Below are 24,759 nucleotides of genomic sequence, written 5' to 3'. Positions count from 1 at the left end.
CTATAATCAACGCACCCCATCGCACGCCGTTCCGGCTTGTAGGCGGGGATCTGCTGTCTTGATTCGGCGACGCGGGGGATCGCCGAATCAAGGCGGCCGGGCAGCTCCACACCGAACGACCCGGCATCGCGCCCGGTCGAGGGTTGTCCGCAGACGGGCCGTGCCGTGGGCCGATGAGTTCCACGGCACGGTCCCGGACGCCGTCCGAGGAGGGGCCGCGGTGAAGTCCGTCAGCGAGGTGGACGCGCTGGTCGAGCGCGCGCACGCGGGCCAGGTCGACAAGATCGGAACGGCGTACGTCGAGCACGTCAGGGCCGTGGCCGCAGGCCTCGTGCCGTTCGGCGACGAACTCGTCATGGCGGGGCTGCTGCACGACGTCGTCGAGGACACCGACTGGACGGCCGACGAGCTGCGGGCGCACGGCCTCCCCGAGCGTGTCGTCGCCGCCGTGGAGGACGTCACCAATCAGGCGGGCGTGCCCTACGAGGAGAAGATCCGGCGGATCACGGGAAACCGGGACGCCACCCTCGTCAAGATCGCCGACAACGCCCACAACAGCCACCCGGACAGGGCCGCCCGGCTGCCGGAGGACGAGCGCGCCAGGCTGGCGGCCAGGTACCGGGCCGCGCGGGACGTGCTGTGGGCCGCGGCCGCTCCCGAGGAGATCGAGCTGATCGTCTCCCGCGTCAATCCGTCGCTCCTGACGGAACTCCGGGAGCGCGGACAGCGGCGCGACCGTTCCCACGAGTCCCGCTGAGCACGGCGAACAGGGCCCCGGAGACGCTTCAGGAGCGGCGCCGGGTCGTTCGGGGAGCGGCTCGTCTCAGGAGCGGCTCGTTTCAGGAGGACCGGCGGCGGCCGTACGTCGTCACCGCCAGGCCCACCGCCGCCGCGCCCAGGAGCCAGCCCGCCAGGACGTCCGTGAACCAGTGCACGCCCAGGTACAGGCGCGTCAGGCCCACGCCCACCACGGAGACCGTCGCCGCCGCCAGGGCGCAGCGCCACGCCGTGCGTGACGGGGCGGCGCGGGCCAGCAGCCACAGGAGCAGGCCCGAGGTGACCGCCGCCGTCATGGCGTGGCCCGAGGGGAACGCCGCGTAGTGCGCGGAGTCCACCGGGTCGGGCCACTCGGGGCGCTCGCGCCCCACCGCCGCCTTCATGCCCTGCTGCACCAGCGTGCCCGCCACGCTCGTCACCGCGATCCACAGCGCGAGCGACCGCTCCCCGGCCCGCAGCAGCCACAGCACGGCCACCGCCGTCAAGGCGCGCATCGTCCAGGGGTCCCACACCCAGTCGGAGAGCACCCGGTTGGCACGGGTGAGCCCGGGGGAGTCCACCGCCCAGCCGTGCAGGCCGTCGGCGATCGCGCGGTCCAGGCGCATCAGGGGCGACCATTCGACGGCGACCAGCACCAGCAGCGCGAGGGACAGCGCACCGCACAAGGCCGCCGTGAGGAGCGCCCGTCGGTGCGGGGTGTGCGTCGGTGGCGTGAGGGGCGGGGAGTGCATGCCCCGATCCTCCCCGATGCCGCGTGCGACGGGCCACAACCGCGCCGCCGTCCCCGCCCGCCGTAAGGTTCCCCGGGCGGTGAGGGCCCCCGGACGGTAGAGGGCCCCGGGGCCGTAAGGCCGTAAGGACTAACCGAGCGCCCGCAGTGCCGGTACGAAGGCCAGCAGCACCGGAACCACGGGGACCAGCGAAGCGGCCGCGGTCAGCCGCAGCCTGCGGCCCGCCGTCAGGCGGGGGACCGGGGACAGGAGGCGGTTCACACGCTGCGGAAGCTGCGCGTGCGGCGTCGGGCAGGGCCCGAACACCCCCTTGTCCTCGTTCAGTTCCACCAGCGCGAGGGCGATCGTCAGCCGCCCGAACCTGCGCGAGGCGACGTCGTCCGCGGCCAGCTCGACCAGCCGGTGCATCTCGGCGTGGAACGCGGCGAACACCGGGATCTGCGGGAAGCCCGAGGCCAGTGCGCCCGAGCAGTGCAGCAGCCAGTCGTGCCGCGCCCGCGCGTGCCCCTGCTCGTGGGCGAGCACCGCATCGAGCTGACGTCCTTTCAGACGGCGCAACGCGGCGGTGGTGATGACCAGTTGGGGCGCGGCGCCGGGCAGCCACCACGCGTCGGGCCGCTCCGCCTCCAGCAGCACCAGCGGACCGTCGGGCTCCTCGCCCGGCATCAGGGGCGCGCGCACCAGGAGTTCGGCGCGCCGCCGCTTGCGCTCCCGGCGGGCCCCGCGGACCTCGCGCGTGAGCATCGCGCCCGTCCACAGTCCGCCGAGGGCCAGGACCACCGCGATCACCGCGGACCACGGGCCGTACTCGGCCAGGGCGTACGCCTCGACCACCGAGTGCGGCGCGGGCGCGAAGACCCGGCCGCGCACCGCCTGCCAGGCCGCCGCCGCGCTGAACGTCATCGACAGCGCGAAGCACAGCAGCACCGCGGCCACCGCGCACTGCCACACCCACAGCGCCACCACGGGCTCGCGCTCGGTCCACTGCGCCCGCGCCAGCAGGCGGGGCGCGACCACGGCAGCCAGGGCACCGAGCATCAGCAGCGCTAGGGAGAGCAGCATGGCCCCAGCCTATGAGCGGGGAGCCGCCCCGGGGTACGGCGGTGGCGCCCAAGTGACGCACGCCACGGGACGCGCCTCGCGCGGCGCGGCCCGCGGGCTCCCGCAGACGCGTCCTCAGGGGCGCGCTCCCGGGCGTACGCCCTCACGGCGTGAGCGGCGCGGACGCCCTCGCACGGCGAGCGGCACGGACGTCCTCACAGCGTGAGCAGCATCGTGAGCATCGCGAGCCCCATCGACAGCCGACAGGCCAGCGCGAGCTCCGGCCGCGCCCCCCATGCGACCCCGCTGCCCCCCGCGGTCGACGCCACCGGCACCAGGCGCGCGCCCGCGAGGAGCACGTACCCCGCGAAGTACAGCACCAGCACCCCGGTCAGCAGCGGGATCCCGCCCGCGCCCGCCGCCCCCGCGCCGGTCCCGCCGCCTCCGCCGTGCCCGGCGTGCGCACCGCCCCCGCCGCCCGCGCCGGGGGCCATCGCCACCGCCATGTACACCATGGCCAGCGACCCCACCAGGTGGTGCAGGTGGTGGGCGTCGCGCCGGGCGAGCCACAGTGCGCGCAGCGCGGCCGCGCCGAACACCGCCGCGTACACCAGCCAGCTCCACTCCGGCGGCGCGACCACCGCCGCGGGCACCGCCATCGCGGCCATCCCGAACCCCATCACCGCCTCGCCCCGCGCGGAACCGCGCTCGTCGGCCCCGCTCCCGCTGCGCATGCGCAGCAGGCAGTACGCGCCCGTGGCGGCGCAGAGCGCCACCAGGAGCCAGCCGGACATCGCCGGTCCGTGCACGGCGTACCTCCCCGATCGACGTGTCGAGGGGTCGATGCCCGCACCCGGCGGTCCGTACCCGGCGCACGGGGGTACGCGGGGAGCACGCGGCTCCGGGCAGGGGCCGGACGGGGTTACTGTCCTGGGGCACGAGAGCACTGCTGAGAACGGAGAGCCACCATGGAGACCGCGGACACCGCCCTGCTCCGCTTCCGCGACGCCACCGACGCGGACGTCCCCGGACTGGTCGAGCTGATCGAGTCGGCCTACCGGGGCGACGAGAGCCGCGCCGGCTGGACGACGGAGGCCGATCTGCTGGACGGCACCAGGACCGATGCCGAAGGCGTCCTCGCGGTGGTCAGGGCCCCCGGCAGCCGCCTGCTGGTGGTCGAGCGGGACGACGATCTCGTGGCCTGCTGCCAGCTCGAACACCGGGGCGACGCCGCCTACTTCGGGATGTTCGCGGTGCGCCCCGGCCTCCAGGGCGCGGGCCTCGGCAAGCTCATCCTGGCGGAGGCCGAGCGGGACGTGCGCGAACGGTGGGGCGTGCGGACGATGCAGATGACGGTGATCTCGGTACGGGACGAGCTGATCGCGTACTACGAGCGGCGCGGCTACCGGCGCACCGGCGAGAGGAGCCCCTTCCCCTACGGCCAGGAGCGGTTCGGCGTCCCGCGCAGGCCGGACCTGGAGTTCGAGCGCCTGGAGAAGGAACTCGGCCAGGAGCCCCACGCGCGGTAAGCGGTAAAGGGGCGCGCCCCGCGAGGCGCGCCCCCTGCCGCTCGGTTTCCGCTCAGGTTCTGCTCGGGTTCCGCTCAGGCCGTGAACCGGCCCGTCCTGCGGATCTCCGGGAAGTCCGTCGTCACCCCGTCCAGCTCCAGTGCCCGAGCCAGCCGCAGCTGTTCCTGGGTGTTCACCACCCAGCCGATCACCTTGAGGCCCGCCGCGTGCGCCGCCTCCACCGTCTCCAGCGTCAGTCTGCGGATGCTCAGCGCCAGCGACCCCGCGCCCACGGCCCGCGCCCGGTCCACCACGTCGCCGCCCCACCTGTCGGCGATGAGCACGGTGCGCACGCCCGGCACCAGCGAGGCGATCTCGGCGACGGCCTCGTCGTGGAACGACGACACCTCGACCCGCCCCGCCAGATCGTGCCGGCGCATCAGCTCCGCGAGCGCGCGGGCCGCGGCCACGTCCTTGATCTCGGCCTGGAGCGGCGCGCTCACCGCCGCCAGTACCTCGTCGAACGTCGGGATCCGCTCGCCGCGCCCCGCGTCGAGCCCGCGCAGCTCCGCGAGCGTCTTCTCGGCGACCGGACCGCTTCCGTCGGTCGTGCGGTCCACGTCGGCGTCGTGCAGGACGACGAGCGCGCCGTCCTTGCTGAGGTGCAGGTCCAGCTCGACGGCGTCCATGCCGCACCGCTGGGCGCGTACGAAGGAGCGCAGGGTGTTCTCGGGCTCGACGCCCATCACTCCGCGGTGGCCGATGGTCAGGAACGACAAGGCTGTCTCGCTTCCGTCGACGGCGGCTCCCGCGCGGAGCCGGGCGCCCCGCACGGCACGGACGCTAGCGGCCCGTGTTCAACGCGGGACCCTGCGTGTGCACGGGTCCCAGAGGTGCGGTATGCCCGGTTCTGGCCCCCGCGACGCCCAGGATGAACCCGGTGATGAGGGCTGCGACCAGTACGGCGCGGGTGCTCATGCGGTACGACTCCCAGGGGCGGCGGCGGTACGGAGGTGCGTGCCCGTCCTACCGGCGCGCGCCCGTCCGGTGCGAGCAGTGTCACCCGTGCGTGGGCGCGCCCCGGCGCCGCGTTGCCTTCCGCGTTGCCTTCCGTGCCGCCGCCCGTCTCCCCGCCCGCGTCGCCGAGCCCCGGCACGGACCTGTGCACCCCCTCCCCACTCGCCTTCGAAGGCGGCCGCATCGGCTGCATCAGTGGTGCATCACAGGAAAACTTCCGGCGACCATGGGGGGTCGGCAGGATAATTTACTCAGCCCCTCTTGTCCGGAAGAACCGCACATGGATACGGTGTCTTGACGCGAGGTTCTCCCGTGGAGGAAGTGACATGACGCAAATTCTGGTGCAGGAAGCTGCCGGTGGGGGCATATCCACTGCCTCGCGGGTGATCGACCACCCGTCCTGGGCCGTGCTCAAGGCCGCGGTCGAGGAGATCAGGCCCTGGCAGTCCAAGGACGGCTCGATCGACTTCGACGCCGAGGGCGCCCCGACCCGCGCCGCCGCCGACGCGGCCGTGGAGCGCGTGGCCGGAGCCGTCGTCGACCTCGCCCCGCTGCTGCCGCACGACGCCGCGTACCACCAGGCGCTCGTCGCCGACCTGCGCAAGTGGGCGGACGGCGCCTTCGCCGTACCGGACTTCCTGGACTCGCTGCTGGCCTTCCAGCCCGCCCAGGGCCGCGCCGACGGGCTCCAGCACCTCGTCGTCTTCCCGATGTACACGCAGAACGGCAACCCGGACCGCAACCTCGAAGCGGTCGTGCTGCGCATGGTCTGGCCGGAGTGGCTCGCCGAGCTGGAGGCCACCCGCTACGACAACCCGCTGTTCTGCGGTATCACCTTCGAGGACTTCACCTCGGGCTACGACACCAACTCGGCCGTCCTCTTCCCGGAGACCATCGCCGTGCGCGAGGCCCCCGAGCGGTTCAGCTGGGGCGGCATCTTCTGCGACCGCGAGGCGGCCCGCTTCCGCAAGGTCACCGAGGCCTCCGTGGACATCCTGGGCCTCGAACTGCCCGCGGACATCCAGGAGATGGTCGGCGACCAGGCCCGCTGCGAGCAGGCGTTCGTGCTCTGGGACATGGTCCACGACCGCACCCACAGCCACGGCGACCTGCCCTTCGACCCCTTCATGATCAAGCAGCGCCAGCCGTTCTGGATGTACGGGCTCGAAGAGCTCCGCTGCGACCTCACCGCCTTCAAGGAGGCCGTGAAGCTGGAGGCCGAGGGCAACGCGCACGGCCGCGACGTGCAGTACGCCGTCCTCTTCGACCGGATGTTCCGCTTCCCGGTCACCGGCGACCGCGTCCGCAACTACGACGGACTCGGCGGCCAGCTCCTCTTCGCGTACCTCCACAAGCACGACGTGCTGCGCTGGACCGACAACCAGCTGCACATCGACTGGCAGCGCGCCCCCGAGGTCACCAACCAGCTCTGCGGCGAGATCGAGGAGCTGTACCGGGCCGGCATCGACCGGCCGAAGCTGGTCCACTGGTTCAAGGCGTACGAGCTGGTCTCCACCTACCTCGCCCCGCACCCGGGCTCCCGCTGGGCCAAGGGCCCGGACGCGCTCGACCTGTCGCTGCCGCCGCGCAAGCTCGTCGATGACGTGCTTCCCGACGAGTTTCCGCTCAGCATGTTCTATGAGGCGCTTTCCAAGAAGCTCAAGGGCGTGATCGCCTCGACCAGGGGGATCACCGCCGAGAGCGCGGGGAGGGCCGCGGCGTGAGCGCAGTGACTGAGGAGGCGGTACCCATGAGCAAGGGAACACTGGACGGAGCCGTGGTGGCCGTGGCGGGAGCCGCGGGACCCGCGGGACGCGCCACCCTGCTGAGGCTCGCCGAGGCGGGCGCCACGGTGGTCGCGGCCGACGCGGACGCGGCGCGCCTGGCGGAGGCCGTCGACAGCGCCAGGTACGCCCACGGCGGCGCCACGGTCACCGGGGACACCGTGGACCTGCTGGACCTGGCGGCGACGCGCGCCTGGGCCGACAAGACCGAGAAGGAGTTCGGCCGCATCGACGGCCTGGTGCACCTCGTCGGCGGCTGGCGCGGCAGCTCGTCCTTCGCCGAGACCGACCTGGCGGACTGGGACTTCCTGGAGAAGCTGCTGATCCGCACCGTGCAGCACACCTCGCTCGCCTTCGAGGCCGGGCTCTCCCGCGGCGACAACGGCCGCTACCTGCTCATCAGCGCGGCCGGCGCCTCCAAGCCGACCGCGGGCAACGCCGCCTACGCCGCCGCCAAGGCCGCGGCCGAGGCATGGACGCTGGCACTCGGTGACGCTTTCCGTAAAGCTGGGGGTGAGGACGGGCCGAAGACCGCCGCGTCCGTCCTCGTCATCAAGGCGCTGGTGCACGACGCGATGCGTGCCGAGCGCCCGAACGCGAAGTTCGCGGGCTTCACGGACGTCACGGAGCTGGCCGAGGCCATCGCCGGAGTCTGGGACAGGACCGCGGCCGAAGTGAATGGAAAGCGTCTGTGGCTGACCCCGCAACCGTGAAGACCGCCGCCCGAAGGCACCACGACCCGCAGGTGCGCGGTTTCGCGAGCGACAACTACGCCGGGATCCACCCGGAGGTGCTCGCCGCGATAGCCCTCGCCAACGGCGGCCACCAGGTCGCCTACGGCGAGGACGAGTACACCGACCACCTCCAGCGGATCGGGCACAGCCACTTCGGGCAGCGGGCCGAGGTCTACCCGGTCTTCAACGGCACGGGAGCCAACGTCACCGCGCTCCAGGCGCTCACCGACCGGTGGGGCGCGGTGATCTGCGCCGAGAGCGCCCACATCAACGTCGACGAGGGCGGCGCCCCGGAGCGGATGGGCGGCCTCAAGCTGCTCACCGTCCCGACGCCCGACGGCAAGCTCACGCCCGAGCTGATCGACCGGCAGGCGTGGGGCTGGGAGGACGAGCACCGCGCGATGCCGCAGGTCGTCTCGATCACCCAGAACACCGAGCTGGGCACCGTCTACACCGTGGACGAGGTCAGGGCCATCGTGGAGCACGCCCACGAGCGCGGCATGAAGGTGCACCTCGACGGCGCCCGGATAGCCAACGCGGCCGCGTCGCTCGACGTCCCGATGCGGGCGTTCACCAACGCGGTCGGCGTGGACGCGCTGTCCTACGGCGGCACCAAGAACGGCATGATGTTCGGCGAGGCCGTGATCGTCCTCAACCCGGACGCGGTCAGCCACATGAAGCACCTGCGCAAGCTGTCGATGCAGCTCGCCTCCAAGATGCGCTTCGTCTCGGCGCAGTTCGAAGCGCTGCTCGCCGGCGACCTGTGGCTGCGCAACGCGCGGCACGCCAACGCCATGGCGCAGCGGCTCGCGGAGGGCGTGCGATCGGTCGACGGCGTGGAGATCCTGTACCCGGTGCAGGCCAACGCGGTCTTCGCGCGGCTGCCCCACGACGTGAGCCTGCGGCTGCAGAAGCGGTTCCGCTTCTACTTCTGGGACGAGGCGGCGGGCGACGTGCGCTGGATGTGCTCGTTCGACACCACCGAGGACGACGTGGACGCGTTCCTGCTCGCCCTCAAGGAGGAAATGGCCCGCTGAGCAGCCGGTCCGTGTGAGGAGCGCCCCTGCGGGGGCGCTTTCTCATGACCAGGGGAGTCCAGTGGAGTGGACTTGTGGGTACGTTATGGTGAACCGCATGACGCTCAACTTCACCGTCGCGGACGACGTGCGCACCCTGGTCCCCGGCTTCACCCACCTCGCCGTCGAGGCCCACGGCCTGGTCAACGGGCCCAGCAGCGAGGAGAGTTCCGCGCTCCTCGACGACGCGGCCCGGCGCCTCGCCGAGCGCCTGGCCGGCCGCGCGCCGCACGAGGACCCGCACGTCGCCGCCTGGCGCGCGGCGTACACCGCGTTCGGCGCCAAGCCCTCCCGTACCCGCAACTCCGCCGAGGCGCTGGCCAAGCGGGCGCTCGCGGACGGCGGGCTGCCCCGGATCAACCTGCTGGTCGACGCCTACAACGCGGTCAGCGTGGCCCGTCTGATCCCGGTCGGCGGCGAGGACCTGGACCGCATCGAGGGCGGGATGAGGCTCGTACGGGCCGCGGGCGACGAGCCGTTCGTGACCGTCGCGGGCGGCGAGGAGAGCGTCGAGCACCCGGAGCCCGGCGAGATCGTCTGGTGCGACGGGCGGGGCGTCACCTGCCGCCGCTGGAACTGGCGCCAGGGCCCGCGCACCCGCATCGAGGAGGAGACCGTGAACGCGGTCTTCCTGCTGGAGTCCCTGGCGCCCATGACGCCGGGCGAACTGCGGGCGGCGGGCGAGGAGCTCGCCCGGTCGCTGGAGAAGCTGAGCCCCGGCGCGCGCGTCACCGTGCGCGAACCGGAGTCGGCGTAGCGCCGCGGGCCGGGACACCGCATGCCGTGACGCCGTGGGCCGTGACGCCGCGGGCCGTGACGCCGCGGGTCGTAACGCCGCAAGGGCGGGCCCGCACGTCGCGGACCCGCCCCCGAGGTGCGGCAGTGACGTTTCTGCGCCGGGCCGGGGCCCGGTCAGCCGGCCTCGCGCAGCTGCGCCGGGGTCGGCGCGGTGCCGCCGAGGTGCGCCGGGACCCACCAGGTGTCCGAGGCGTCCTTGGGACGTACGGGATAGGCCCGCTGCGCCGCTTCGAGCAGCTCCTGGCAGCGCTCGCGCAGCCGCCGGGTGATCGCGCCCGCGTACTGGTCGGTGGGGGCCTCCATGGGCTCGCCGACCCGGATCGTCACGGGGATGTGGCTGCGCTTGAGGTTGCGCGGGCGGCCCTTGGTCCACAGCCGCTGCGTGCCCCACAGCGCCATCGGGATCAGCGGCACCCCGGCCTCCTGCGCCAGGCGCGCGGCGCCCGACTTGAAGCTCTTGAGCGTGAACGACTCCGAGATGGTCGCCTCGGGGAAGACGCCGACGATCTCGCCGGAGCGCAGCGAGGCCAGCGCGTGCTTGTACGCCTCCTCGCCCTGCTTGCGGTCGACCGGGATGTGCTTCATCCCGCGCATCAGGGGGCCGGAGATCTTGTGCCGGAACACCGACTCCTTCGCCATGAAGCGCACCAGGCGCTTCTGCGGCAGGGCGGCGAGGCCGGAGAAGATGAAGTCCATGTATCCGATGTGGTTGCTGACCAGGACGGCGCCACCGGTCCGCGGAATGTGCTCGGAACCCTGAGTGTCGATCTTCAGGTCCAGCGCTTTGAAGAGCCCGAGAGCCGCGCCGACGACCGGCCGATAGACGAGTTCTGCCATCAGGGGAAGACCCTTCTTCACGTGCCTGGGGAGGTTCTCCCGGCTGAAGTTACGCTGCCGTAGGTTTTCGGCGTTGTGGCAGATCGTGCCGTATGCGCGCTCCGGTGGCCAGTCCTGACGGGTGCGCACGGGGAGATTCTCGTCACTGTCGCCCAGGTGAGCGCGGGGAATGCCACGGCGTGCGGCGCTGCTGACGCTGTGGGGCACGGTAGGAGGCCGTGGTCCGGACGTGTCGGACGGAAGGGCGGTAAGGGGCGGTGGACGCGATGCGGCTGAGCGCGGCGGACCTCGGTGCGGAGCTGGGGGAGCGGGCCACGCTCGTGCAGTTCTCCAGCGCCTTCTGCCAGCCCTGCCGGGCCACCAGGCGCACGCTCGCCGAGGTCGCGGGCGTGGTCGAGGGCGTCGCGCACGTGGAGGTGGACGCCGAGGCGCACCTGGAGCTCGTCCGCGCGCTGCGCATCGACAGGACCCCCACCGTGCTGGTGCTGGACGCGGCGGGCCGCGTCGTGCGCCGGGCCGCCGGACAGCCGCGCAAGGTCGACGTCTACGCGGCGCTCGGCGCCGCGGTGCGGGGCCCGGCGGACCGAAACCCTTCGTGATCCATCTCCCATGAGGGGAAAACAGGCTTGACTGCAACCGCCACACATCGTCAGTCTGACGCTATGCCGCCGCGGATCCTTCTCTACGGCCGGGCCCACGTGGACCTCGGCCGCCATGCGAGTGCGCGCTGTCCGGGTGCCTGAGTGACCCAAGGCCCCCGTCGTACGCCCCCCTCGCAGAAGGACAACTCCATGACGGCTACATCCGACTTCCGTACGTCCCTGACCGCCTCCCCCGACCTGCTGCGCTCGGTCTTCCGGCAGCACGCCGCGGGCGTCGCGGTGATCACCGCGGCCGGTGAGCGGCCGGTCGGCTTCACCGCCACCTCGCTCAACTCCGTCGCCGCCGAGCCCCCGCTGATCTCCTTCGGCGTCGGCGTCACCTCCTCCAGCTGGCCGGTGATCTCCGGGGCCGAGCACATCGGCGTGCACATACTCGGCGAGCACCAGCGCGAGCTGGCCGCCACCTTCGCCCGCAGCGGCGCCGACCGCTTCGCCGCCCCCACCGAATGGCGTACGGGCCCCGAAGGGGTGCCGGTGCTCGGCGGCGTGCTGGCGTGGCTGGTCTGCCGCGTGGTGGCCCGGGTCCCGGCCGCCGACCACCGGATCGTGGTGGCCGAGGCGGTCGCGGGCGACCCGACGGGCGAGGGCCGGCCGCTGGTCTACCACCAAGGACGCTTCAACGCTCTGCGCGACTGAGAGTTCCCGGTGAGGGACGATTACGGAGCGTTGGCAAGGTCACAGTTCGAAGCGCTTGCTTAGTGGGAATGAACTGGGTGTACTGGCGAGTAATATTTCGTTCGGAGCGGTGGTCGCCCCGACCGGAAACCGCCCCGTGAGGCGCCTATGCTGCCTGCAACGAGGCAGCCAAGAAATAGACGATTGCAGTAGGAGAGCCGGCGTGAGCTTGAGGATCGTTGTCTGTGTGAAGTACGTGCCCGACGCCACCGGCGACCGGCACTTCGCCGAGGACTTGACCGTCGACCGCGAGGACGTCGACGGCCTGCTGTCGGAGCTCGACGAGTACGCGGTGGAGCAGGCGCTTCAGATCAAGGAAGCGGCCGACGACGACGCCGAGATCACGGTCCTCACCGTGGGCCCCGAGGACGCCAAGGACGCGCTGCGCAAGGCGCTGTCGATGGGCGCCGACAAGGCGGTCCACGTCGAGGACGACGACCTGCACGGCTCCGACGTCATGGCCACCTCGCTGGTGCTCGCCAAGGCCATCGAGAAGACCGGCTACGACCTGGTCGTCGCCGGCATGGCCTCCACCGACGGCGTCATGGGCGTCCTCCCGGCGATCCTCGCGGAGCGCCTGGGCGTCCCGCAGGTCACGCTGCTCTCCGAGGTCTCCGTCGACGGCGGCGTCGTGAGGGGCCGCCGCGACGGCGACACCGCCTCCGAGCAGCTGGAGGCGGCCCTGCCGGCCGTCGTGTCCGTGACGGACCAGTCGGGCGAGGCCCGCTACCCGTCCTTCAAGGGCATCATGGCCGCCAAGAAGAAGCCGGTGGAGTCGCTGGAGCTGGACGACCTCGACATCGACGCGGACGAGGTCGGCCTGGAGGGCTCCTGGACGGCGGTCGACTCCGCCGACGAGCGTCCGGCCCGCACCGCCGGAACGATCGTCAAGGACGAGGGCGAGGGCGGCAAGCAGCTCGCGGAGTTCCTCGCGGGCCAGAAGTTCATCTGAGCTTCGGCCGTCCCACCCACCGCCCCCGTTCTTTCGTTCGCAGGAGATTGAAGTCCCATGGCTGAAGTTCTCGTCTACGTCGACCACGTCGACGGAGCCGTCCGCAAGCCCACCCTGGAACTGCTGACGCTGGCCCGCCGCATCGGCGAGCCCGTCGCCGTCGCGCTCGGCAACGGTGCCGCCGACACCGCCGCCGTGCTCGCCGAGCACGGCGCGGTGAAGGTGCTCACCGCCGACGCCCCCGAGTTCGCCGACTACCTCGTCGTGCCGAAGGTCGACGCCCTCCAGGCCGCCCACGACGCCGTGTCCCCGGCGGCCGTGCTCGTCCCGTCCTCCGCCGAGGGCAAGGAGATCGCGGCGCGCCTCGCGGTCCGCATCGAGTCCGGCATCATCACCGACGCCGTGGACCTGGAGGCCGGTGCCGAGGGCCCGGTCGCGACGCAGTCCGCGTTCGCCGCCTCCTTCACCACCAAGTCCCGGGTCTCCCGGGGCACCCCGGTCATCACGGTCAAGCCCAACAGCGCCGCCGTCGAGGCCGCCCCGGCCGCCGGTGCGGTCGAGGCCCTGGCCGTCTCCTTCTCGGAGCAGGCCACCGGCACCAAGGTCGTCTCGCGCACCCCGCGCGAGTCCACCGGCCGCCCCGAGCTGACCGAGGCCGCGATCGTGGTCTCCGGCGGCCGCGGCGTCAACGGTGCCGAGAACTTCCACGTCATCGAGTCCCTGGCCGACTCGCTCGGTGCCGCCGTCGGCGCCTCGCGCGCCGCCGTGGACGCCGGCTGGTACCCGCACTCCAGCCAGGTCGGCCAGACCGGCAAGTCGGTCTCCCCGCAGCTGTACATCGCGTCCGGCATCTCCGGCGCGATCCAGCACCGCGCGGGCATGCAGACCTCGAAGACCATCGTGGCCATCAACAAGGACGCCGAGGCCCCGATCTTCGACCTGGTCGACTACGGCGTGGTCGGCGACCTCTTCGACGTCGTCCCGCAGCTGACCGAGGAGATCCAGTCCCGCAAGGGCTGACCTGCTCGTTCGCTTCCGACGGGGGCCGCGCGGTGATCTTCACCGGGCGGCCCCCGCCGCTTTCCGGCGACCATTGACGCGAATGAGGGGCGGCCGTTAACTTCGCCATACGGATTGATGATTCCGGGAAGCGGAAACGCCGAAAGTGTGGAGGGAACGGGAAATGGGTCAGCAGGAGATCGTGGCAACGAGCCTCGCCGGCGCGGTCAGCGAGGGCATCAGCGCCTCCCTCGCCCCGGTCGACGCCGAGCTGGCCCGCCGCTACCCGGGAGACCCGGGAGGCCGCCAGCCCGTCCACACGGTCTACGTCCCCGGCGACGCCTTCGCCGCCGACACGGTCCGCTCCTGGGGCGACCGGGCGCTCGCCGCGCTCGACGAGCACGCCCCCGACGCCGCCACCTTCGCCGCCGTGCTCGGCCTGCCCGACCACCTCGCGGACGACGTCCACGGCCGGGTGCGCGCCAAGCTGGAGCGCGAGCCGATCGAGGACCTGCGCGTCGACTTCGAGGACGGCTACGGCGGCGCCGACGAGGACCAGGACGCCGCCCGCGCCGCCCGCCTGATCGCCCAGGCGTACCGCGACGGCACCGCCGCCCCGTACATGGGCATCCGCATGAAGTGCATGGAGGCCGCCGTGCGCGACCGGGGCATCCGCACCCTCGACGTCTTCCTCTCCGGGCTCGTCGAGCACGGCGGACTGCCCGAAGGCCTCGTGCTGACGCTGCCCAAGGTGACGTACACCGAGCAGGTCACCGCCATGGTCAGGCTCGTCGAGGCGTTCGAGAAGGCGCACGGCCTCGACGCGGGGCGCATCGGCTTCGAGATCCAGATCGAGACCAGCCAGTCCATCCTCGGCCCCGACGGCGCCGCCACCGTCGCCCGCATGATCGACGCCGCCGACGGCCGCGCCACCGGACTGCACTACGGCACCTTCGACTACAGCGCCTGCCTCGGCGTCTCCGCCGCCTACCAGGCCAGCGACCACCCCGCGGCCGACCACGCCAAGGCGGTCATGCAGGTCGCCGCCGCGGGCACCGGCGTACGCGTCTCCGACGGCTCCACCAACGTCCTGCCCGTCGGCACGACGGAGAAGGTCCACGACGCCTGGCGGCTGCACTACGGCCTCACCCGCCGCGCCCTGGCCCGCGCCTACTACCAGGGCTGGGACATGCACCCCGGCCACATCCCCACCCGCTACGCCGCCGTCTTCGCCTACTACCGCGAGGGCTTCGAGCAGGCCGCGGCCCGCCTCGCCGCCTACGCCAACCGGGCGGGCGGCGACATCGCCGACGAGCCCGCGTCCGCCAAGGCGCTCGCCTCCTACCTGCTGCGCGGCATCGACTGCGGCGCGCTCGACACCGACGAGGTCGCGAAGCTCACCGGCCTGACCCGCGACGCCCTGGACGGCTTCGCCGCGCCGCGCCGCGGCGACCTCACCGCCACGACTCGGTAACACCCGTAAACACCCGCCGGAAACCGGCCACCGCCGCCCCGTAGGCTGTACGCGACCACACACGTTCGTACAGAGGATCGGGGCAGCGGTGTCTTCGGGGGAGAACACGCGGCTGGTGGCGGGCCGCTACCGCGTCGTCGCGCAGCTGGGCCGCGGCGGCATGGGCGTCGTCTGGCGGGCCTTCGACGAGGTCCTGGGCCGCGAGGTCGCCGTCAAGGAACTGCGCACCTACACCGACGCCTCCTCGCCGGAGCTTGCCGACCTGCGCGTGCGGATGCAGCGCGAGGCGCGCGCCGCCGCCCGCGTCAGCCACCCCGGCGTCATCGCCGTCCACGACGTCACCGAGCACGAGGGCCGCCCGGTCATCGTCATGGAGCTGATCGACGGACCCTCGCTCGACGACGTGCTCGGCGGGCGCGGCGTCCTGGACCCGCGCGAGGCCGCGGGGATCGGCGCCAAGGTCCTCCAGGCGCTCGCCGCCGCCCACGCGGCCGGGGTCCTGCACCGCGACGTGAAGCCGGGCAACGTACTGCTCGCGAACGACGGACGCGTCGTCCTCACCGACTTCGGCATCGCCGCGATGGACGACCCGGGCGACGGCAGGTCCACCCACCTCACGCGCAGCGGCGAACTGGTCGGCTCGCTGGACTACTTGGCGCCCGAGCGCGCCCAGGGCCAGGAGCCGGGACCCGCGTCCGACGTCTGGGCGCTCGGCGCGACGCTGTACGCGGCGGTCGAGGGCGCGTCGCCGTTCCGCCGCACCTCCACCTGGTCGACGCTGAGTGCGATCGTCCAGGAGCCGCTGCCCGAGCCGCGCCGCGCGGGTGAACTCGGCCCGATCCTGGCCCAGTTGATGGACAAGGACCCGGCGATGCGGCCCGACGCGCAGACGGCGGCCCGGCTGCTGTCCGCCGTCGCGTCCGAGGGCGGCACCGGTTCGACGGTGCCGCTGTCGCCGGGCGGCGCCGCGGCCCGGGTGCCGACGGTGCTGAACGCGGCGGCGCCCCCGGTCGCGGGCTTCGGGCCCGCGCAGGACGCGCCGCAGGGCTTCGGGGCTCCGCAGCAGCCGTACGGAGCCCCGCACCCGGCGCCGTACCCGGCGCGGCCCTTCTCTCCCGTTCCTCCCGCGACCGTGCCCCCGACCGGCATCGGCGGTGCGCCCGCGCCCGAGCCCGCCGCGCGCGGCGGGCGTTCCAGGGCGCTGGTGGCCGCGGGCGTGGTGGCCGTGCTCCTGGCGGGCGGCGGCGTGACGTACCTGCTCTCCGGGCAGGACGAGAAGCCCAAGTCCGCTCCTGTGGCTGCGGGTTCGTCGCCGAGTGAGTCAGGGACCGGCGGCGAGGACGGCGACGTCGCGCCCGGCGCCGGGCCCGCCGAGCCGGGTGGGTCCCGGAGCCCGAAGCCGGGAAAGTCCGAGGAGGGCAAGGGCGAGAAGGGCAAGGGCGGGAAGGACGGCGACGAGGCGAAGCCGTCGAAGTCCGCGGGCCCGGACGCCGGTTCTTCGCGCGAGCCCGCCCGCAAGGCCCCGACCGCCAAGCCGTCCGGGGCGGTCACCGAGTCCAAGCCCCCCGCGGGCGGCGGAGGCGGCAGCGCGGAGCAGCCCGAGACGCCGGTCTGCCACCCCATCGGCGGCGGCAAGTACAACTGCACGGTGTGGAGCCGCGCCGTGTCCTACCGGGCGGACGGTTCGCGGGCCGGGCACCTCAACGCGGGCACCAACTACTTCTACTGCCAGAGCAACCTCGGCCGCCGCGAGACCTCGGGCCGGTGGACCAACGTCTGGTGGGCCAGGACCGACGACGACAGCGGCAACACCAACGTGTACGTGAGCGACGTCTGGATCAAGGGCGGCGAGAACGACCGGCCCGTGCCGGGGCTACCGCACTGCTGACGGCGGGACCTCCCCGGAGCCGCGCGGGATCAGCACGGTCTCCAGCTCGACGCGGGCCGGTTCGTCGGCGGCCCCGTCGAGGCGCCGGAACAGCAGCTCGGCCGCCGTGCGGCCCAGTGCGGCGGCGTCCTGCGCGATGACCGTGATGCCGAGCAGGTCGGCCAGCTCGATGTCGTCGAACCCGACCAGCGCGACGGGGTGTTCGCGCCCGCTCAGGGCCCGTACCGCCGTCACCGTCACGCGGTTGTTGCCCGCGAACAGCGCGGTGACCGGCTCGGGCCCGGACAGCATCGCGGCGACCGCCTCCGTGACGCGCTCGGGCGCGGTGGAGCCGAGCGACACCCACTCGTCCCGTACGGCGATGCCCGCGTCCGCCATCGCCGCGTGATAGCCGCGCAGCCGCTCCACTGAGGTGTGGATGCGCGGCTGGTCGCCGATGAAGCCGACCCTGCGGTGGCCGTGCGCGAGGAGGTGGGCGGTGCCCGCGCGGGCACCGCCGAAGCTGTCGGTGAGCACCGTGTCCGCCTCGATCTTCCCGGCGGGGCGGTCCACGAAGACCGTGGCGACGCCCGCCTTGATCTCCGGCTCCAGATAGCGGTGGTCGTCGCCCGCCGGGATCACGATCAGCCCGTCCACGCGGCGGGCGCACAGCGCGAGCGCCAGTTCCTGCTCGCGCTCCGGGTCCTCGGCGCTGGAGCCGTTGATGAGCAGCGCGCCGTGGGCGCGGGCGACCTCCTCGACGGCGCGGTTCAGCGGACCGTAGAACGGGTCGGCGAGGTCTTCGAGCACGAGCCCCACGGAGGCGGTGCGGCCCTTGCGCAGGACGCGCGCGCTGTCGTTGCGGCGGAAGCCGAGCGCCTCGATGGCCTCCTGGACGCGGCGCTCGGTGTCGGGCGTGACGCCGGGCTCCCCGTTCACCACGCGTGACACGGTCTTGAGGCCGACCCCGGCCCGTGCGGCCACGTCCTTCATCGTGGGCCGATTGCCATAGCGGGACGGTGCGAGATCGGCCACGGGGCGCTGTCCTGTCGTCAGGTGGGGGGACGTGCGGGCTGTGCCGTCGAGCATAGGCCCTGGACAACGTTGTCAGGAGAATAGGAGACTATGGTCGGGCACCCGCCCACCTGGACGCTCATCGGGAGAACCGGCATCCATGCAGACGCACCTCGTCGCCGCGCTCGACATCGGCGGCACCAAGATCGCCGGCGCGCTGGTGGACGGCACGGGACGCATCCTGGTGCGGGCCGGGCGTCCGACGCCCGCCCGTGAGGACGGCGAGACGGTGATGCGGGCGGTCGAGGAGGTCGTGGCCGAGCTGGCGGGATCCCCGCTGTGGGCCTCGGTGAGCGCGGTGGGCATCGGCAGCGCGGGGCCCGTCGACGCGTCCGCCGGTACGGTCAGCCCGGTCAACGTCCCCGGCTGGCGGGACTTCCCGCTGGTCGAGCGGGTGCGCAAGGCGGCCGGCGGACTGCCGGTCGCGCTCGTCGGCGACGGGGTCGCGATGACCGCGGCCGAGCACTGGCAGGGCGCGGCGCGCGGCTACGACAACGCCCTGTGCCTGGTGGTCTCCACCGGCGTGGGCGGCGGCCTGGTGCTGGGCGGGCGGCTGCACCCGGGGCCCACGGGCAACGCGGGCCACATCGGGCACATCAGCGTGGACCTCGACGGCGACCCCTGCCCCTGCGGCTCGCGCGGGTGCGTGGAGCGGATCGCCAGCGGCCCCAACATCGCGCGGCGCGCCCTGGAGGGCGGCTGGCGGCCCGGCCCCGACGGCGACGCGTCGGCCGGGGCGGTGGCGGCGGCGGCGCGCGCGGGCGACCCGGTGGCCCTCGCGTCCTTCGAGCGGGCCGCGCAGGCGCTGGCGGCCGGGATCGCCGCGACCGCGACCCTGGTGGAGATCGACATCGCGGTGATCGGCGGCGGGGTGTCCAAGGCGGGCGAGGTGCTGTTCGCGCCGCTGCGCGAGGCGCTGGGGCGGTACGCGACGCTGTCGTTCGTCGCGGGGCTGACCGTGGTGCCCGCGCTGACCGGGACGGACGCGGGCCTGGTGGGCGCGGCGGCCGCCGCCGTGCCGCCCGGAGGGGTCCCGGAGGAGGCGGCCGGGGCCGTCGTCACCGGCCGGGCGCGGGTCGGCGGATTCGGGGAACTCGGGGGATTCGGAGGATTCGGGGGCTGAGGACCGTACCGGCCGCTCGGAGCGAAGGTTCCGGGCGCGCGGGGCGCCCGGAAACTTCGTGGCGTCGACGCGGCTCAGCAGCTCAGGGTGGGCTCCGCCCAGTCCGCGTGGTCGGAGTCGACGCCGTCGCCCGCGCTGGTGGCCACCAGCCGTACCGTACGGGCCCCGGTGACGTCGGCCGTCAGTTCCCGTGCGGTCATCGCGCCCGTGAGGGTCCCGCTGGAGGCGACCCTGCGGCCGTCCGCCCAGATCTCGAAGGCGACCGTGCCGCGCACGCCGGTCTCGTCGTCCAGACCGACCAGCGCGCTCACCCTTTCGCAGGCCCCCGCGGTGTAGAACTCGACGGCGCTCTCCGCGTGCGCGCCGAGCCCCTTGGCGTACACCGTCCCGCCGATGGTCAGCGGCCCGCCGTCACCGGCCGCGCTCTCGCCGTTGCTGCGGTCCCGCTCGACGGGGCCCCACCCGTTGTCGGCCGACAGCCACGGCAGCGCGCCGAGCGCCGACGTCCCTGCCGGAGGAGCCACCGCCACGTGCGCGCGCACCGGGAGCGACGAGGCGGCGCGGTTGCCGTTCGGCGCGCGGTAGGCGGCGGTCAGCTCCATGTCGTACGCCCCCGTGGGCGTCCCCGCGGGTGCGGTGATCCGCCAGCGGGTGGTCAGCGCGCGGCCGCCGGGGAGGGCGGGGGACGCGGTGGGGGAGAGTGCCTCGACGCGCCAGCCCGCGGGTCCCGTGAGGGCGACGGCGGTGCGGACGGCCGGGGTGCGGCCGAGGTTGCGCACCGTGCCCGTGAGCGTCACCGGCTTGCCGGCCTCCGCCAACGGGGTCTCGTCCAGGCCGAGTTCGACGGCGGGCGGGTGCTCGGACCACTTCGGGTCGGGGGCGATCCGCAGCAGGACGGTGCCGTGCGCGGGGACGGTCGCGGCGATGGTGCCCGCGGTGTTGTGCGTCTCGTGCCGCCACAGGTCGCGCTGGCTGTACGCGGGGGCGGCGGGCAGTCCGACGGCGCGCGCGGTGGTGGCGACGCGCTGCGCGGTGCCCGTCTCGTTGAAGAGCGCGACGGCGCGGCTGCCGTCCGCCATCTCCTTGGCGACGACCCAGCGTCCGGCCTCGGAGGAGACGACGGTGCCCTGCTTGCCGAGCGGGTCCTGGTCGACGGCGATGACCTCGCGGTTGGCGAGGATCTCGAACGTCTCGGGGGTCGCCTTGCGCAGGTCGGAGCCGATCAGCAGCGGGGCCGCCATGACGGACCACATCGAGAAGTGGGTGCGGTACTCGGTGTCGGTCATGCCGCCGTTGCCGACCTCCAGCATGTCGGGGTCGTTCCAGCGGCCGGGGCCCGCGTGCGCGGCGAGCGGCAGGTTCTGCTTCATGATGGAGAGCATCGAACCCCAGGTGTCGCTGATGTCCCCGGTGGTGCGCCAGAGTTGGCCGAGGTCGCCCGCCCATTCCCAGGGGTCGTTCTCGCCCCATTCGCAGATGCTGTAGACGATGGGGCGCCCGGTGGCGGCGAGCGCGTCGCGCATGGTCGTGTAGCGCTGCTTGGCGTCGACGCCCTGGTTGTAGCAGTTGTCGTACTTCAGGTAGTCGACGCCCCAGTCCGCGAACTGCCGCGCGTCGCTGTACTCGTGGCCGAGACCGCCGGGGAAGCCCGCGTTGTTGCAGGTCTTGGTGCCCGCGCTGGTGTAGATGCCGAACTTCAGCCCCTTGGCGTGGACGTAGTCGGCAACCGCCTTGATCCCGTTGGGGAACCGCGCCGGATCGGGGACGAGCCTGCCGTTCGCGTCGCGTCGCGGGAGGGCCCAGCAGTCGTCGAGGTTGACGTACTCGTACCCGGCGGCCTTGAGCCCCTTGGTGACGAAGATGTCGGCGATGCCCTTGACCATGGCTTCGTTGAAGTCCGCCCGGCAGTGGGTGGAGTTCCAGTTGTTGAACCCCATGGGCGGGGTGAGGGCCTGCCCTCCGGCGGGGGCCGCGGGGGCCGCGGTGGTTGCGGTGCGCGCGGCGGGAGCGGGGGCGGGGGCCGGGGCGGCGGTGGCGGTCGGGGCGGTCAGCCCCGCGCAGCCGATGAGGGTGGTGGCGAGCGCTCCGACGACCGCTCGGGCCCGGCGGTGAGGTGTGCGGCCTGGAAGTTGACGCATCGTTTGCGTTCCTCCGTACTCACGCGTGATCGGACGATGACATGTGCGTGTTCGTGGCGCGCGTTTACGGTAGAGCCTGTTCGAGTCTGTTGGAAGAGTTGGGGTAACGGTTGTCCAGGATTGGGCCAAGGGCCTTGACTGTGGCCCAAGTTGAGAGTGTGATCCAAGCTTCGCGTTCGGTTGTGTTGGGTTGGAACCTGGTTCGAGCTCGGAGGACAGCACATGACGCACTCGATGTTGGATTCGGTTGACCGGTCCCGTCGGACCCACCCGTCCTACCCGTCCCACCCGTCCCGCAGGGGTCTTCTGCGGGCGACGGCCGTCGGCGCGGGAGCGGTCACGCTGCCCGCGCTCCTCGCCGCCTGCGGAGGCGGACCCGGCGGCGACGGCAAGACCGTCAGGGTGGGGTCCAACGCGTCCGACGCGGTGCCGAAGAAGGCGTTCGCCGACGCCTTCGCCGCGTACGCGAAACAGTCGCGGGAGAAGCGCAAGGTCAGGGTCAACACCGTTGACCACAACGCGTTTCAGACGAACATCAACCGCTACCTCCAGGGCAAGCCGGACGACGTCTTCATGTGGTTCGCCGGATACCGCATGCAGTTCTTCGCGAAGAAGGGCCTGCTGCACGACATCAGCGACCTCTGGGCGGAGTACCGGGGCTTCACGCCCGCGCTGAAGGCGCAGTCGACCGGCGAGGACGGCAAGCAGTACCTCACGCCGTACTACTACTATCCGTGGGCCGTCTTCCACCGCAGGAGCCTCTTCGCCAAGTACGGCTACGAGGCGCCGAAGACCCTCGACGAGTACCTCGCGCTCGCGCGCCGCATGAAGAAGGACGGGCTCGTCCCCATCGCCTTCTGCGACAAGGACGGCTGGCCCGCCATGGGCACCTTCGACTACATCAACATGCGGTCCAACGGCTACGACTTCCACAAGCGCCTGATGGCGGGCGAGGAGGCGTGGACGGACAAGCGCGTCAAGGCGACGTTCGACACCTGGCGCCGGATCCTCCCGTACTGCCACCCGGGCGCCAACGGCCGCACCTGGCAGGAGGCCGCCACCACCCTCCAGAAGCGCGAGACCGGCATGGCGGTTTTCGGACTCCCGCACCCCGGCGCCCAGTTCCCCGCGGCGGACCGCCCCGACCTGGACTTCTTCCCCTTCCCCGTCATCGACCCCGAGCACGGCCAGGACGCGGTGGAGGCGCCGATCGACGGCTTCCTCCTCGCGAAGAAGTCCAAGAGCCTCAAGAACGAGAAGGCCATGGCGAGCGCCAGGGACCTCCTGACCTGGCTCGCCACCGGCCCGGCCGAGGACGCCTACCTGGCGGGCGACCCGAACAACGTCGCCGTCAGCGACCTGGCCGACACCTCCGCGTACACCCCGCTCCAGAAGAAGGCGGTCCAGCTCGTCTCGGGCGCCAAACAGATCTCGCAGTTCCTCGACCGCGACACCAGGCCCGACTTCGCCCAGACCGTGATGATCCCCGCGATCCAGAGCTTCATCAACGACCCCAAGGACGTGGACGGCCTGGTCAACGGCATCGAGCGGCAGAAGAAGACCATCTTCGCGCAAGGCTGACGACGGGAGCCCGACCCGTGCCACCCACCCCAGGAAGACGCGCCGGGCGACGCGGCCCGCGGCGGTTCACCGCCCGCGACACCGCCGTCCTCTGCGCACTCCTCGGCCTGCCCGTCCTGCTCGACGTCGCCGTCGTGTGGGGCCCGACCCTCGCCTCGATCGCCCTCTCCTTCACCAGCTGGGACGGCATCGGCGACATCGAATGGGTCGGTACGGACAACTACGCCGACCTCTTCACCAGCTACCCGCAGTTCTGGCCCGCCGTCCGCCACAACCTCCTCTGGCTGGCCTTCCTCGGCCTCGTCGCCGCCCCCTTCGGCCTCCTCCTCGCCGTCCTCATCGACCGGGGAGTGCGCTTCAGCCGCTTCTACCAGTCGACCCTCTACATGCCGGTCGTGCTCTCGCTCGCGGTCGTCGGTTTCATCGCCCAACTGGTCTTCTCCCGCGACCAGGGCGCGCTCAACGCGATGCTCGGCAACCAGGGCGACCCCACCGACTGGCTCGGCGACCCCGACCTCAACATCTGGATGGTGCTGCTGGCCGCGGGCTGGCGGCACACCGGCTACGTCATGATCCTCTACCTGGCCGGACTCAAGGCCGTGGACGCCACCCTCAAGGAGGCCGCGGCCATCGACGGGGCGAACGAACGCCAGACCTTCTTCCGCGTGGTGCTACCGACCCTGCGCCCGGTCAACGTCGTCGTCGGAGTCATCACCGTCATCGAGGCGCTGCGCGCCTTCGACATCGTCTACGCCGTCAACCAGGGCCGCAACGGGCTCGAACTGCTCTCCGTCCTCGTCACCGACAACATCGTCGGCGAGGCCGCCAGGATCGGCTTCGGCTCCGCCGTCGCCGTGGTCCTGCTGACCGTCTCGCTTGGCTTCGTCGTCACGTACCTGGTCCAGGAGATCCGCGGGGAGAAGAGCCGATGACCACCACCGCCACCCCCGCCCCGCCGACCACCAGGACGCCCGGCCGCCCCGCGCCGCCGCGCCGCGGCCGGGTGCGCCCCGGCCGCCTCGGCGTGCACGCCTTCCTCATGGCCGTCTCGCTGGCCTTCCTGGCCCCGCTGCTCCTCGCGGTGTACGCCTCGCTGCGCCCGTACGACGAGACGTCCGAGCACGGCTACTTCTCGCTCCCGAGGAAGCTCTCCTTCGACTACTACCGACAGGCCTTCTCCGACGCGGAGTTGACGAAGTACTTCCTCAACACCCTGATCATCGCCGTCCCCGGCGTGCTGATCGTGCTCTTCTTCGCGTCCTTCGTCGCCTTCGCCGTCTCAAGGCTCGACCTGCGCGGCTCGATCGTGCTGCTGATGCTCTTCACCGCGGGCAACCTGCTGCCGCAGCAGGTGCTCGTCACCCCGCTGTACGTCGTCTTCACCCGCATCCCGCTGCCCTACTGGATGTCCGACTCGATGACGATGTTCGACTCCTACTGGGCGGTCGTCGTCGTGCACGTCGGCTTCCAGATCGGTTTCTGCGTCTTCGTCCTGGCGAACTTCATGCGCACCCTCCCGAAGGAGATCCTGGAGGCGGCGGTCGTCGACGGGGCGGGCGTCTGGACGCGGTACTGGCGCATCACGCTGCCGCTGTGCCGCCCCGCCCTCGCTGCCCTCGGCACCCTCCAGTTCACCTGGATGTACAACGACTTCCTGTGGGCGCTGGTCTTCATCTCGGACGGCGAGAAGCTGCCCGTGACCTCGGCGCTGAACAACCTCAGGGGGCAGTTCTTCACGGACTACAACCTGCTGGCGGCGGGCTCGGTGATCGTCGCGCTGCCCACGGTCGTCGTCTTCCTGCTGCTCCAGCGGCACTTCATCGCGGGGCTGACGCTGGGGTCGAGCAAGGGCTGAGGGCCCGGGTCCGAGCGGGGCGCGGCCGCGCCCGTCGCGGGCGTGGTCCCGACGGG

The 24,759-nt window shown here is 72.5% G+C and carries 23 protein-coding genes; 16 read left to right on the top strand and 7 right to left on the bottom strand.

Annotated elements, in window-relative coordinates; genetic code table 11:
• The first annotated feature begins 220 nt into the window (after nucleotides 1-220).
• Complete coding sequence (locus ACIBNE_RS30815) at nucleotides 221-757, top strand: HD domain-containing protein (protein ID WP_399277362.1); 537 nt, start codon at nucleotides 221-223, stop codon at nucleotides 755-757.
• A gap of 82 nt (nucleotides 758-839) precedes the next feature.
• Here the strand turns inward: ACIBNE_RS30815 and ACIBNE_RS30810 are convergent, their stop codons facing one another.
• From ACIBNE_RS30810 to ACIBNE_RS30800, 3 genes are all read right to left on the bottom strand, one after another.
• Nucleotides 840-1,508 carry a phosphatase PAP2 family protein gene (locus ACIBNE_RS30810; protein ID WP_399277360.1) on the bottom strand — a complete coding sequence of 223 codons (669 nt, stop codon included), beginning with the start codon at nucleotides 1,506-1,508 and terminating at the stop codon, nucleotides 840-842.
• Nucleotides 1,509-1,637: 129 nt separating this feature from the next.
• Nucleotides 1,638-2,570, bottom strand: a complete 933-nt coding sequence (locus ACIBNE_RS30805) for a M56 family metallopeptidase (protein ID WP_399277358.1) — start codon at nucleotides 2,568-2,570, stop codon at nucleotides 1,638-1,640.
• A gap of 194 nt (nucleotides 2,571-2,764) precedes the next feature.
• Nucleotides 2,765-3,358, bottom strand: a complete 594-nt coding sequence (locus ACIBNE_RS30800) for a DUF5134 domain-containing protein (protein WP_399277356.1) — start codon at nucleotides 3,356-3,358, stop codon at nucleotides 2,765-2,767.
• A gap of 159 nt (nucleotides 3,359-3,517) precedes the next feature.
• Here ACIBNE_RS30800 and ACIBNE_RS30795 point away from each other — a divergent pair, with 159 nt between their 5' ends.
• Nucleotides 3,518-4,078 (top strand): GNAT family N-acetyltransferase, encoded by a 561-nt coding sequence (locus ACIBNE_RS30795; RefSeq protein WP_399277354.1) that lies wholly within the window; start codon nucleotides 3,518-3,520, stop codon nucleotides 4,076-4,078.
• A gap of 74 nt (nucleotides 4,079-4,152) precedes the next feature.
• Here the strand turns inward: ACIBNE_RS30795 and ACIBNE_RS30790 are convergent, their stop codons facing one another.
• The gene (locus ACIBNE_RS30790) at nucleotides 4,153-4,836 is read right to left on the bottom strand and encodes a glycerophosphodiester phosphodiesterase (RefSeq protein WP_399277352.1); all 684 of its coding nucleotides are present in this window, start codon (nucleotides 4,834-4,836) and stop codon (nucleotides 4,153-4,155) included.
• Nucleotides 4,837-5,400: 564 nt separating this feature from the next.
• On the opposite strand from ACIBNE_RS30790, the gene ACIBNE_RS30785 reads away from it, so the two are divergent.
• The 4 genes from ACIBNE_RS30785 to ACIBNE_RS30770 all read left to right on the top strand — a co-directional run bounded on the left by ACIBNE_RS30785 (nucleotide 5,401) and on the right by ACIBNE_RS30770 (nucleotide 9,425).
• On the top strand, nucleotides 5,401-6,798 hold the full coding sequence (locus tag ACIBNE_RS30785) for a DUF6421 family protein (RefSeq protein WP_399277350.1): 1,398 nt from the start codon (nucleotides 5,401-5,403) through the stop codon (nucleotides 6,796-6,798).
• A gap of 26 nt (nucleotides 6,799-6,824) precedes the next feature.
• Complete coding sequence (locus tag ACIBNE_RS30780) at nucleotides 6,825-7,571, top strand: SDR family NAD(P)-dependent oxidoreductase (RefSeq protein ID WP_399277348.1); 747 nt, start codon at nucleotides 6,825-6,827, stop codon at nucleotides 7,569-7,571.
• A complete protein-coding gene (locus ACIBNE_RS30775; protein ID WP_399277346.1) occupies nucleotides 7,550-8,629 on the top strand; it encodes a threonine aldolase family protein in 1,080 nt (359 codons plus the stop codon). The genes ACIBNE_RS30780 and ACIBNE_RS30775 overlap by 22 nt, the downstream gene beginning before the upstream one ends.
• 97 nt (nucleotides 8,630-8,726) lie before the next feature.
• Nucleotides 8,727-9,425 carry a B3/4 domain-containing protein gene (locus ACIBNE_RS30770; RefSeq protein WP_399277345.1) on the top strand — a complete coding sequence of 233 codons (699 nt, stop codon included), beginning with the start codon at nucleotides 8,727-8,729 and terminating at the stop codon, nucleotides 9,423-9,425.
• Nucleotides 9,426-9,580: 155 nt separating this feature from the next.
• On the opposite strand, the gene ACIBNE_RS30765 is transcribed toward ACIBNE_RS30770, so the two are convergent.
• Nucleotides 9,581-10,303: a lysophospholipid acyltransferase family protein gene (locus ACIBNE_RS30765; protein WP_399277343.1), complete on the bottom strand. Its 723-nt coding sequence runs from the start codon at nucleotides 10,301-10,303 to the stop codon at nucleotides 9,581-9,583.
• A gap of 266 nt (nucleotides 10,304-10,569) precedes the next feature.
• Here ACIBNE_RS30765 and ACIBNE_RS30760 point away from each other — a divergent pair, with 266 nt between their 5' ends.
• From ACIBNE_RS30760 to ACIBNE_RS30735, 6 genes are all read left to right on the top strand, one after another.
• On the top strand, nucleotides 10,570-10,902 hold the full coding sequence (locus ACIBNE_RS30760; RefSeq protein ID WP_399277341.1) for a TlpA family protein disulfide reductase: 333 nt from the start codon (nucleotides 10,570-10,572) through the stop codon (nucleotides 10,900-10,902).
• A gap of 192 nt (nucleotides 10,903-11,094) precedes the next feature.
• A complete protein-coding gene (locus ACIBNE_RS30755) occupies nucleotides 11,095-11,601 on the top strand; it encodes a flavin reductase family protein (protein WP_399277339.1) in 507 nt (168 codons plus the stop codon).
• Nucleotides 11,602-11,803: 202 nt separating this feature from the next.
• Nucleotides 11,804-12,592 carry an electron transfer flavoprotein subunit beta/FixA family protein gene (locus tag ACIBNE_RS30750; RefSeq protein ID WP_399277337.1) on the top strand — a complete coding sequence of 263 codons (789 nt, stop codon included), beginning with the start codon at nucleotides 11,804-11,806 and terminating at the stop codon, nucleotides 12,590-12,592.
• A 57-nt stretch (nucleotides 12,593-12,649) separates the two neighbouring features.
• Nucleotides 12,650-13,612 (top strand): electron transfer flavoprotein subunit alpha/FixB family protein, encoded by a 963-nt coding sequence (locus ACIBNE_RS30745; RefSeq protein WP_399277335.1) that lies wholly within the window; start codon nucleotides 12,650-12,652, stop codon nucleotides 13,610-13,612.
• A 163-nt stretch (nucleotides 13,613-13,775) separates the two neighbouring features.
• Nucleotides 13,776-15,065, top strand: a complete 1,290-nt coding sequence (locus ACIBNE_RS30740; RefSeq protein ID WP_399277333.1) for a DUF6986 family protein — start codon at nucleotides 13,776-13,778, stop codon at nucleotides 15,063-15,065.
• Nucleotides 15,066-15,153: 88 nt separating this feature from the next.
• On the top strand, nucleotides 15,154-16,953 hold the full coding sequence (locus tag ACIBNE_RS30735; protein WP_399277331.1) for a protein kinase: 1,800 nt from the start codon (nucleotides 15,154-15,156) through the stop codon (nucleotides 16,951-16,953).
• Here ACIBNE_RS30735 and ACIBNE_RS30730 read toward each other — a convergent pair.
• Nucleotides 16,939-17,925: a LacI family DNA-binding transcriptional regulator gene (locus tag ACIBNE_RS30730; RefSeq protein ID WP_399277769.1), complete on the bottom strand. Its 987-nt coding sequence runs from the start codon at nucleotides 17,923-17,925 to the stop codon at nucleotides 16,939-16,941. The two genes, ACIBNE_RS30735 and ACIBNE_RS30730, sit on opposite strands and share 15 nt — an antisense overlap.
• Nucleotides 17,926-18,106: 181 nt before the next feature.
• Here ACIBNE_RS30730 and ACIBNE_RS30725 point away from each other — a divergent pair, with 181 nt between their 5' ends.
• Nucleotides 18,107-19,129 carry an ROK family protein gene (locus ACIBNE_RS30725; protein ID WP_399277329.1) on the top strand — a complete coding sequence of 341 codons (1,023 nt, stop codon included), beginning with the start codon at nucleotides 18,107-18,109 and terminating at the stop codon, nucleotides 19,127-19,129.
• A gap of 74 nt (nucleotides 19,130-19,203) precedes the next feature.
• Here ACIBNE_RS30725 and ACIBNE_RS30720 read toward each other — a convergent pair whose 3' ends face one another.
• A complete protein-coding gene (locus tag ACIBNE_RS30720) occupies nucleotides 19,204-21,267 on the bottom strand; it encodes an NPCBM/NEW2 domain-containing protein (RefSeq protein WP_399277328.1) in 2,064 nt (687 codons plus the stop codon).
• A gap of 234 nt (nucleotides 21,268-21,501) precedes the next feature.
• Here ACIBNE_RS30720 and ACIBNE_RS30715 point away from each other — a divergent pair, with 234 nt between their 5' ends.
• From ACIBNE_RS30715 to ACIBNE_RS30705, 3 genes are read left to right on the top strand one after another with little or no spacing between them, the layout of a single operon-like run.
• Nucleotides 21,502-22,848, top strand: coding sequence for an ABC transporter substrate-binding protein (locus ACIBNE_RS30715; protein ID WP_399277327.1), 1,347 nt, complete (start codon nucleotides 21,502-21,504; stop codon nucleotides 22,846-22,848).
• 17 nt (nucleotides 22,849-22,865) lie between these two features.
• Nucleotides 22,866-23,780 carry a carbohydrate ABC transporter permease gene (locus tag ACIBNE_RS30710; protein WP_399277325.1) on the top strand — a complete coding sequence of 305 codons (915 nt, stop codon included), beginning with the start codon at nucleotides 22,866-22,868 and terminating at the stop codon, nucleotides 23,778-23,780.
• A complete protein-coding gene (locus tag ACIBNE_RS30705; RefSeq protein WP_399277323.1) occupies nucleotides 23,777-24,703 on the top strand; it encodes a carbohydrate ABC transporter permease in 927 nt (308 codons plus the stop codon). Before ACIBNE_RS30710 ends, ACIBNE_RS30705 begins: the two co-directional genes overlap by 4 nt.
• Nucleotides 24,704-24,759: the final 56 nt, after the last annotated feature.

This window comes from Streptomyces sp. NPDC050504 (genome assembly GCF_044458065.1).
Lineage (GTDB): Bacteria > Actinomycetota > Actinomycetes > Streptomycetales > Streptomycetaceae > Streptomyces.
This window is presented reverse-complemented; position numbering and strand designations above follow the sequence as displayed.

Bases quoted from the DNA above. Each gene is read 5' to 3' on its own strand.
- ACIBNE_RS30755 (WP_399277339.1), top strand. From the start codon at position 11,095: ATGACGGCTACATCCGACTTCCGTACGTCCCTGACCGCCTCCCCCGAC.
- ACIBNE_RS30795 (WP_399277354.1), top strand. From the start codon at position 3,518: ATGGAGACCGCGGACACCGCCCTGCTCCGCTTCCGCGACGCCACCGAC.
- ACIBNE_RS30805 (WP_399277358.1), bottom strand. From the start codon at position 2,570: ATGCTGCTCTCCCTAGCGCTGCTGATGCTCGGTGCCCTGGCTGCCGTG.
- ACIBNE_RS30810 (WP_399277360.1), bottom strand. From the start codon at position 1,508: ATGCACTCCCCGCCCCTCACGCCACCGACGCACACCCCGCACCGACGG.
- ACIBNE_RS30725 (WP_399277329.1), top strand. From the start codon at position 18,107: ATGCAGACGCACCTCGTCGCCGCGCTCGACATCGGCGGCACCAAGATC.
- ACIBNE_RS30720 (WP_399277328.1), bottom strand. From the start codon at position 21,267: ATGCGTCAACTTCCAGGCCGCACACCTCACCGCCGGGCCCGAGCGGTC.
- ACIBNE_RS30770 (WP_399277345.1), top strand. From the start codon at position 8,727: ATGACGCTCAACTTCACCGTCGCGGACGACGTGCGCACCCTGGTCCCC.
- ACIBNE_RS30785 (WP_399277350.1), top strand. From the start codon at position 5,401: ATGACGCAAATTCTGGTGCAGGAAGCTGCCGGTGGGGGCATATCCACT.
- ACIBNE_RS30715 (WP_399277327.1), top strand. From the start codon at position 21,502: ATGTTGGATTCGGTTGACCGGTCCCGTCGGACCCACCCGTCCTACCCG.
- ACIBNE_RS30760 (WP_399277341.1), top strand. From the start codon at position 10,570: ATGCGGCTGAGCGCGGCGGACCTCGGTGCGGAGCTGGGGGAGCGGGCC.
- ACIBNE_RS30705 (WP_399277323.1), top strand. From the start codon at position 23,777: ATGACCACCACCGCCACCCCCGCCCCGCCGACCACCAGGACGCCCGGC.
- ACIBNE_RS30780 (WP_399277348.1), top strand. From the start codon at position 6,825: ATGAGCAAGGGAACACTGGACGGAGCCGTGGTGGCCGTGGCGGGAGCC.
- ACIBNE_RS30745 (WP_399277335.1), top strand. From the start codon at position 12,650: ATGGCTGAAGTTCTCGTCTACGTCGACCACGTCGACGGAGCCGTCCGC.
- ACIBNE_RS30740 (WP_399277333.1), top strand. From the start codon at position 13,776: ATGGGTCAGCAGGAGATCGTGGCAACGAGCCTCGCCGGCGCGGTCAGC.
- ACIBNE_RS30765 (WP_399277343.1), bottom strand. From the start codon at position 10,303: ATGGCAGAACTCGTCTATCGGCCGGTCGTCGGCGCGGCTCTCGGGCTC.
- ACIBNE_RS30730 (WP_399277769.1), bottom strand. From the start codon at position 17,925: ATGAAGGACGTGGCCGCACGGGCCGGGGTCGGCCTCAAGACCGTGTCA.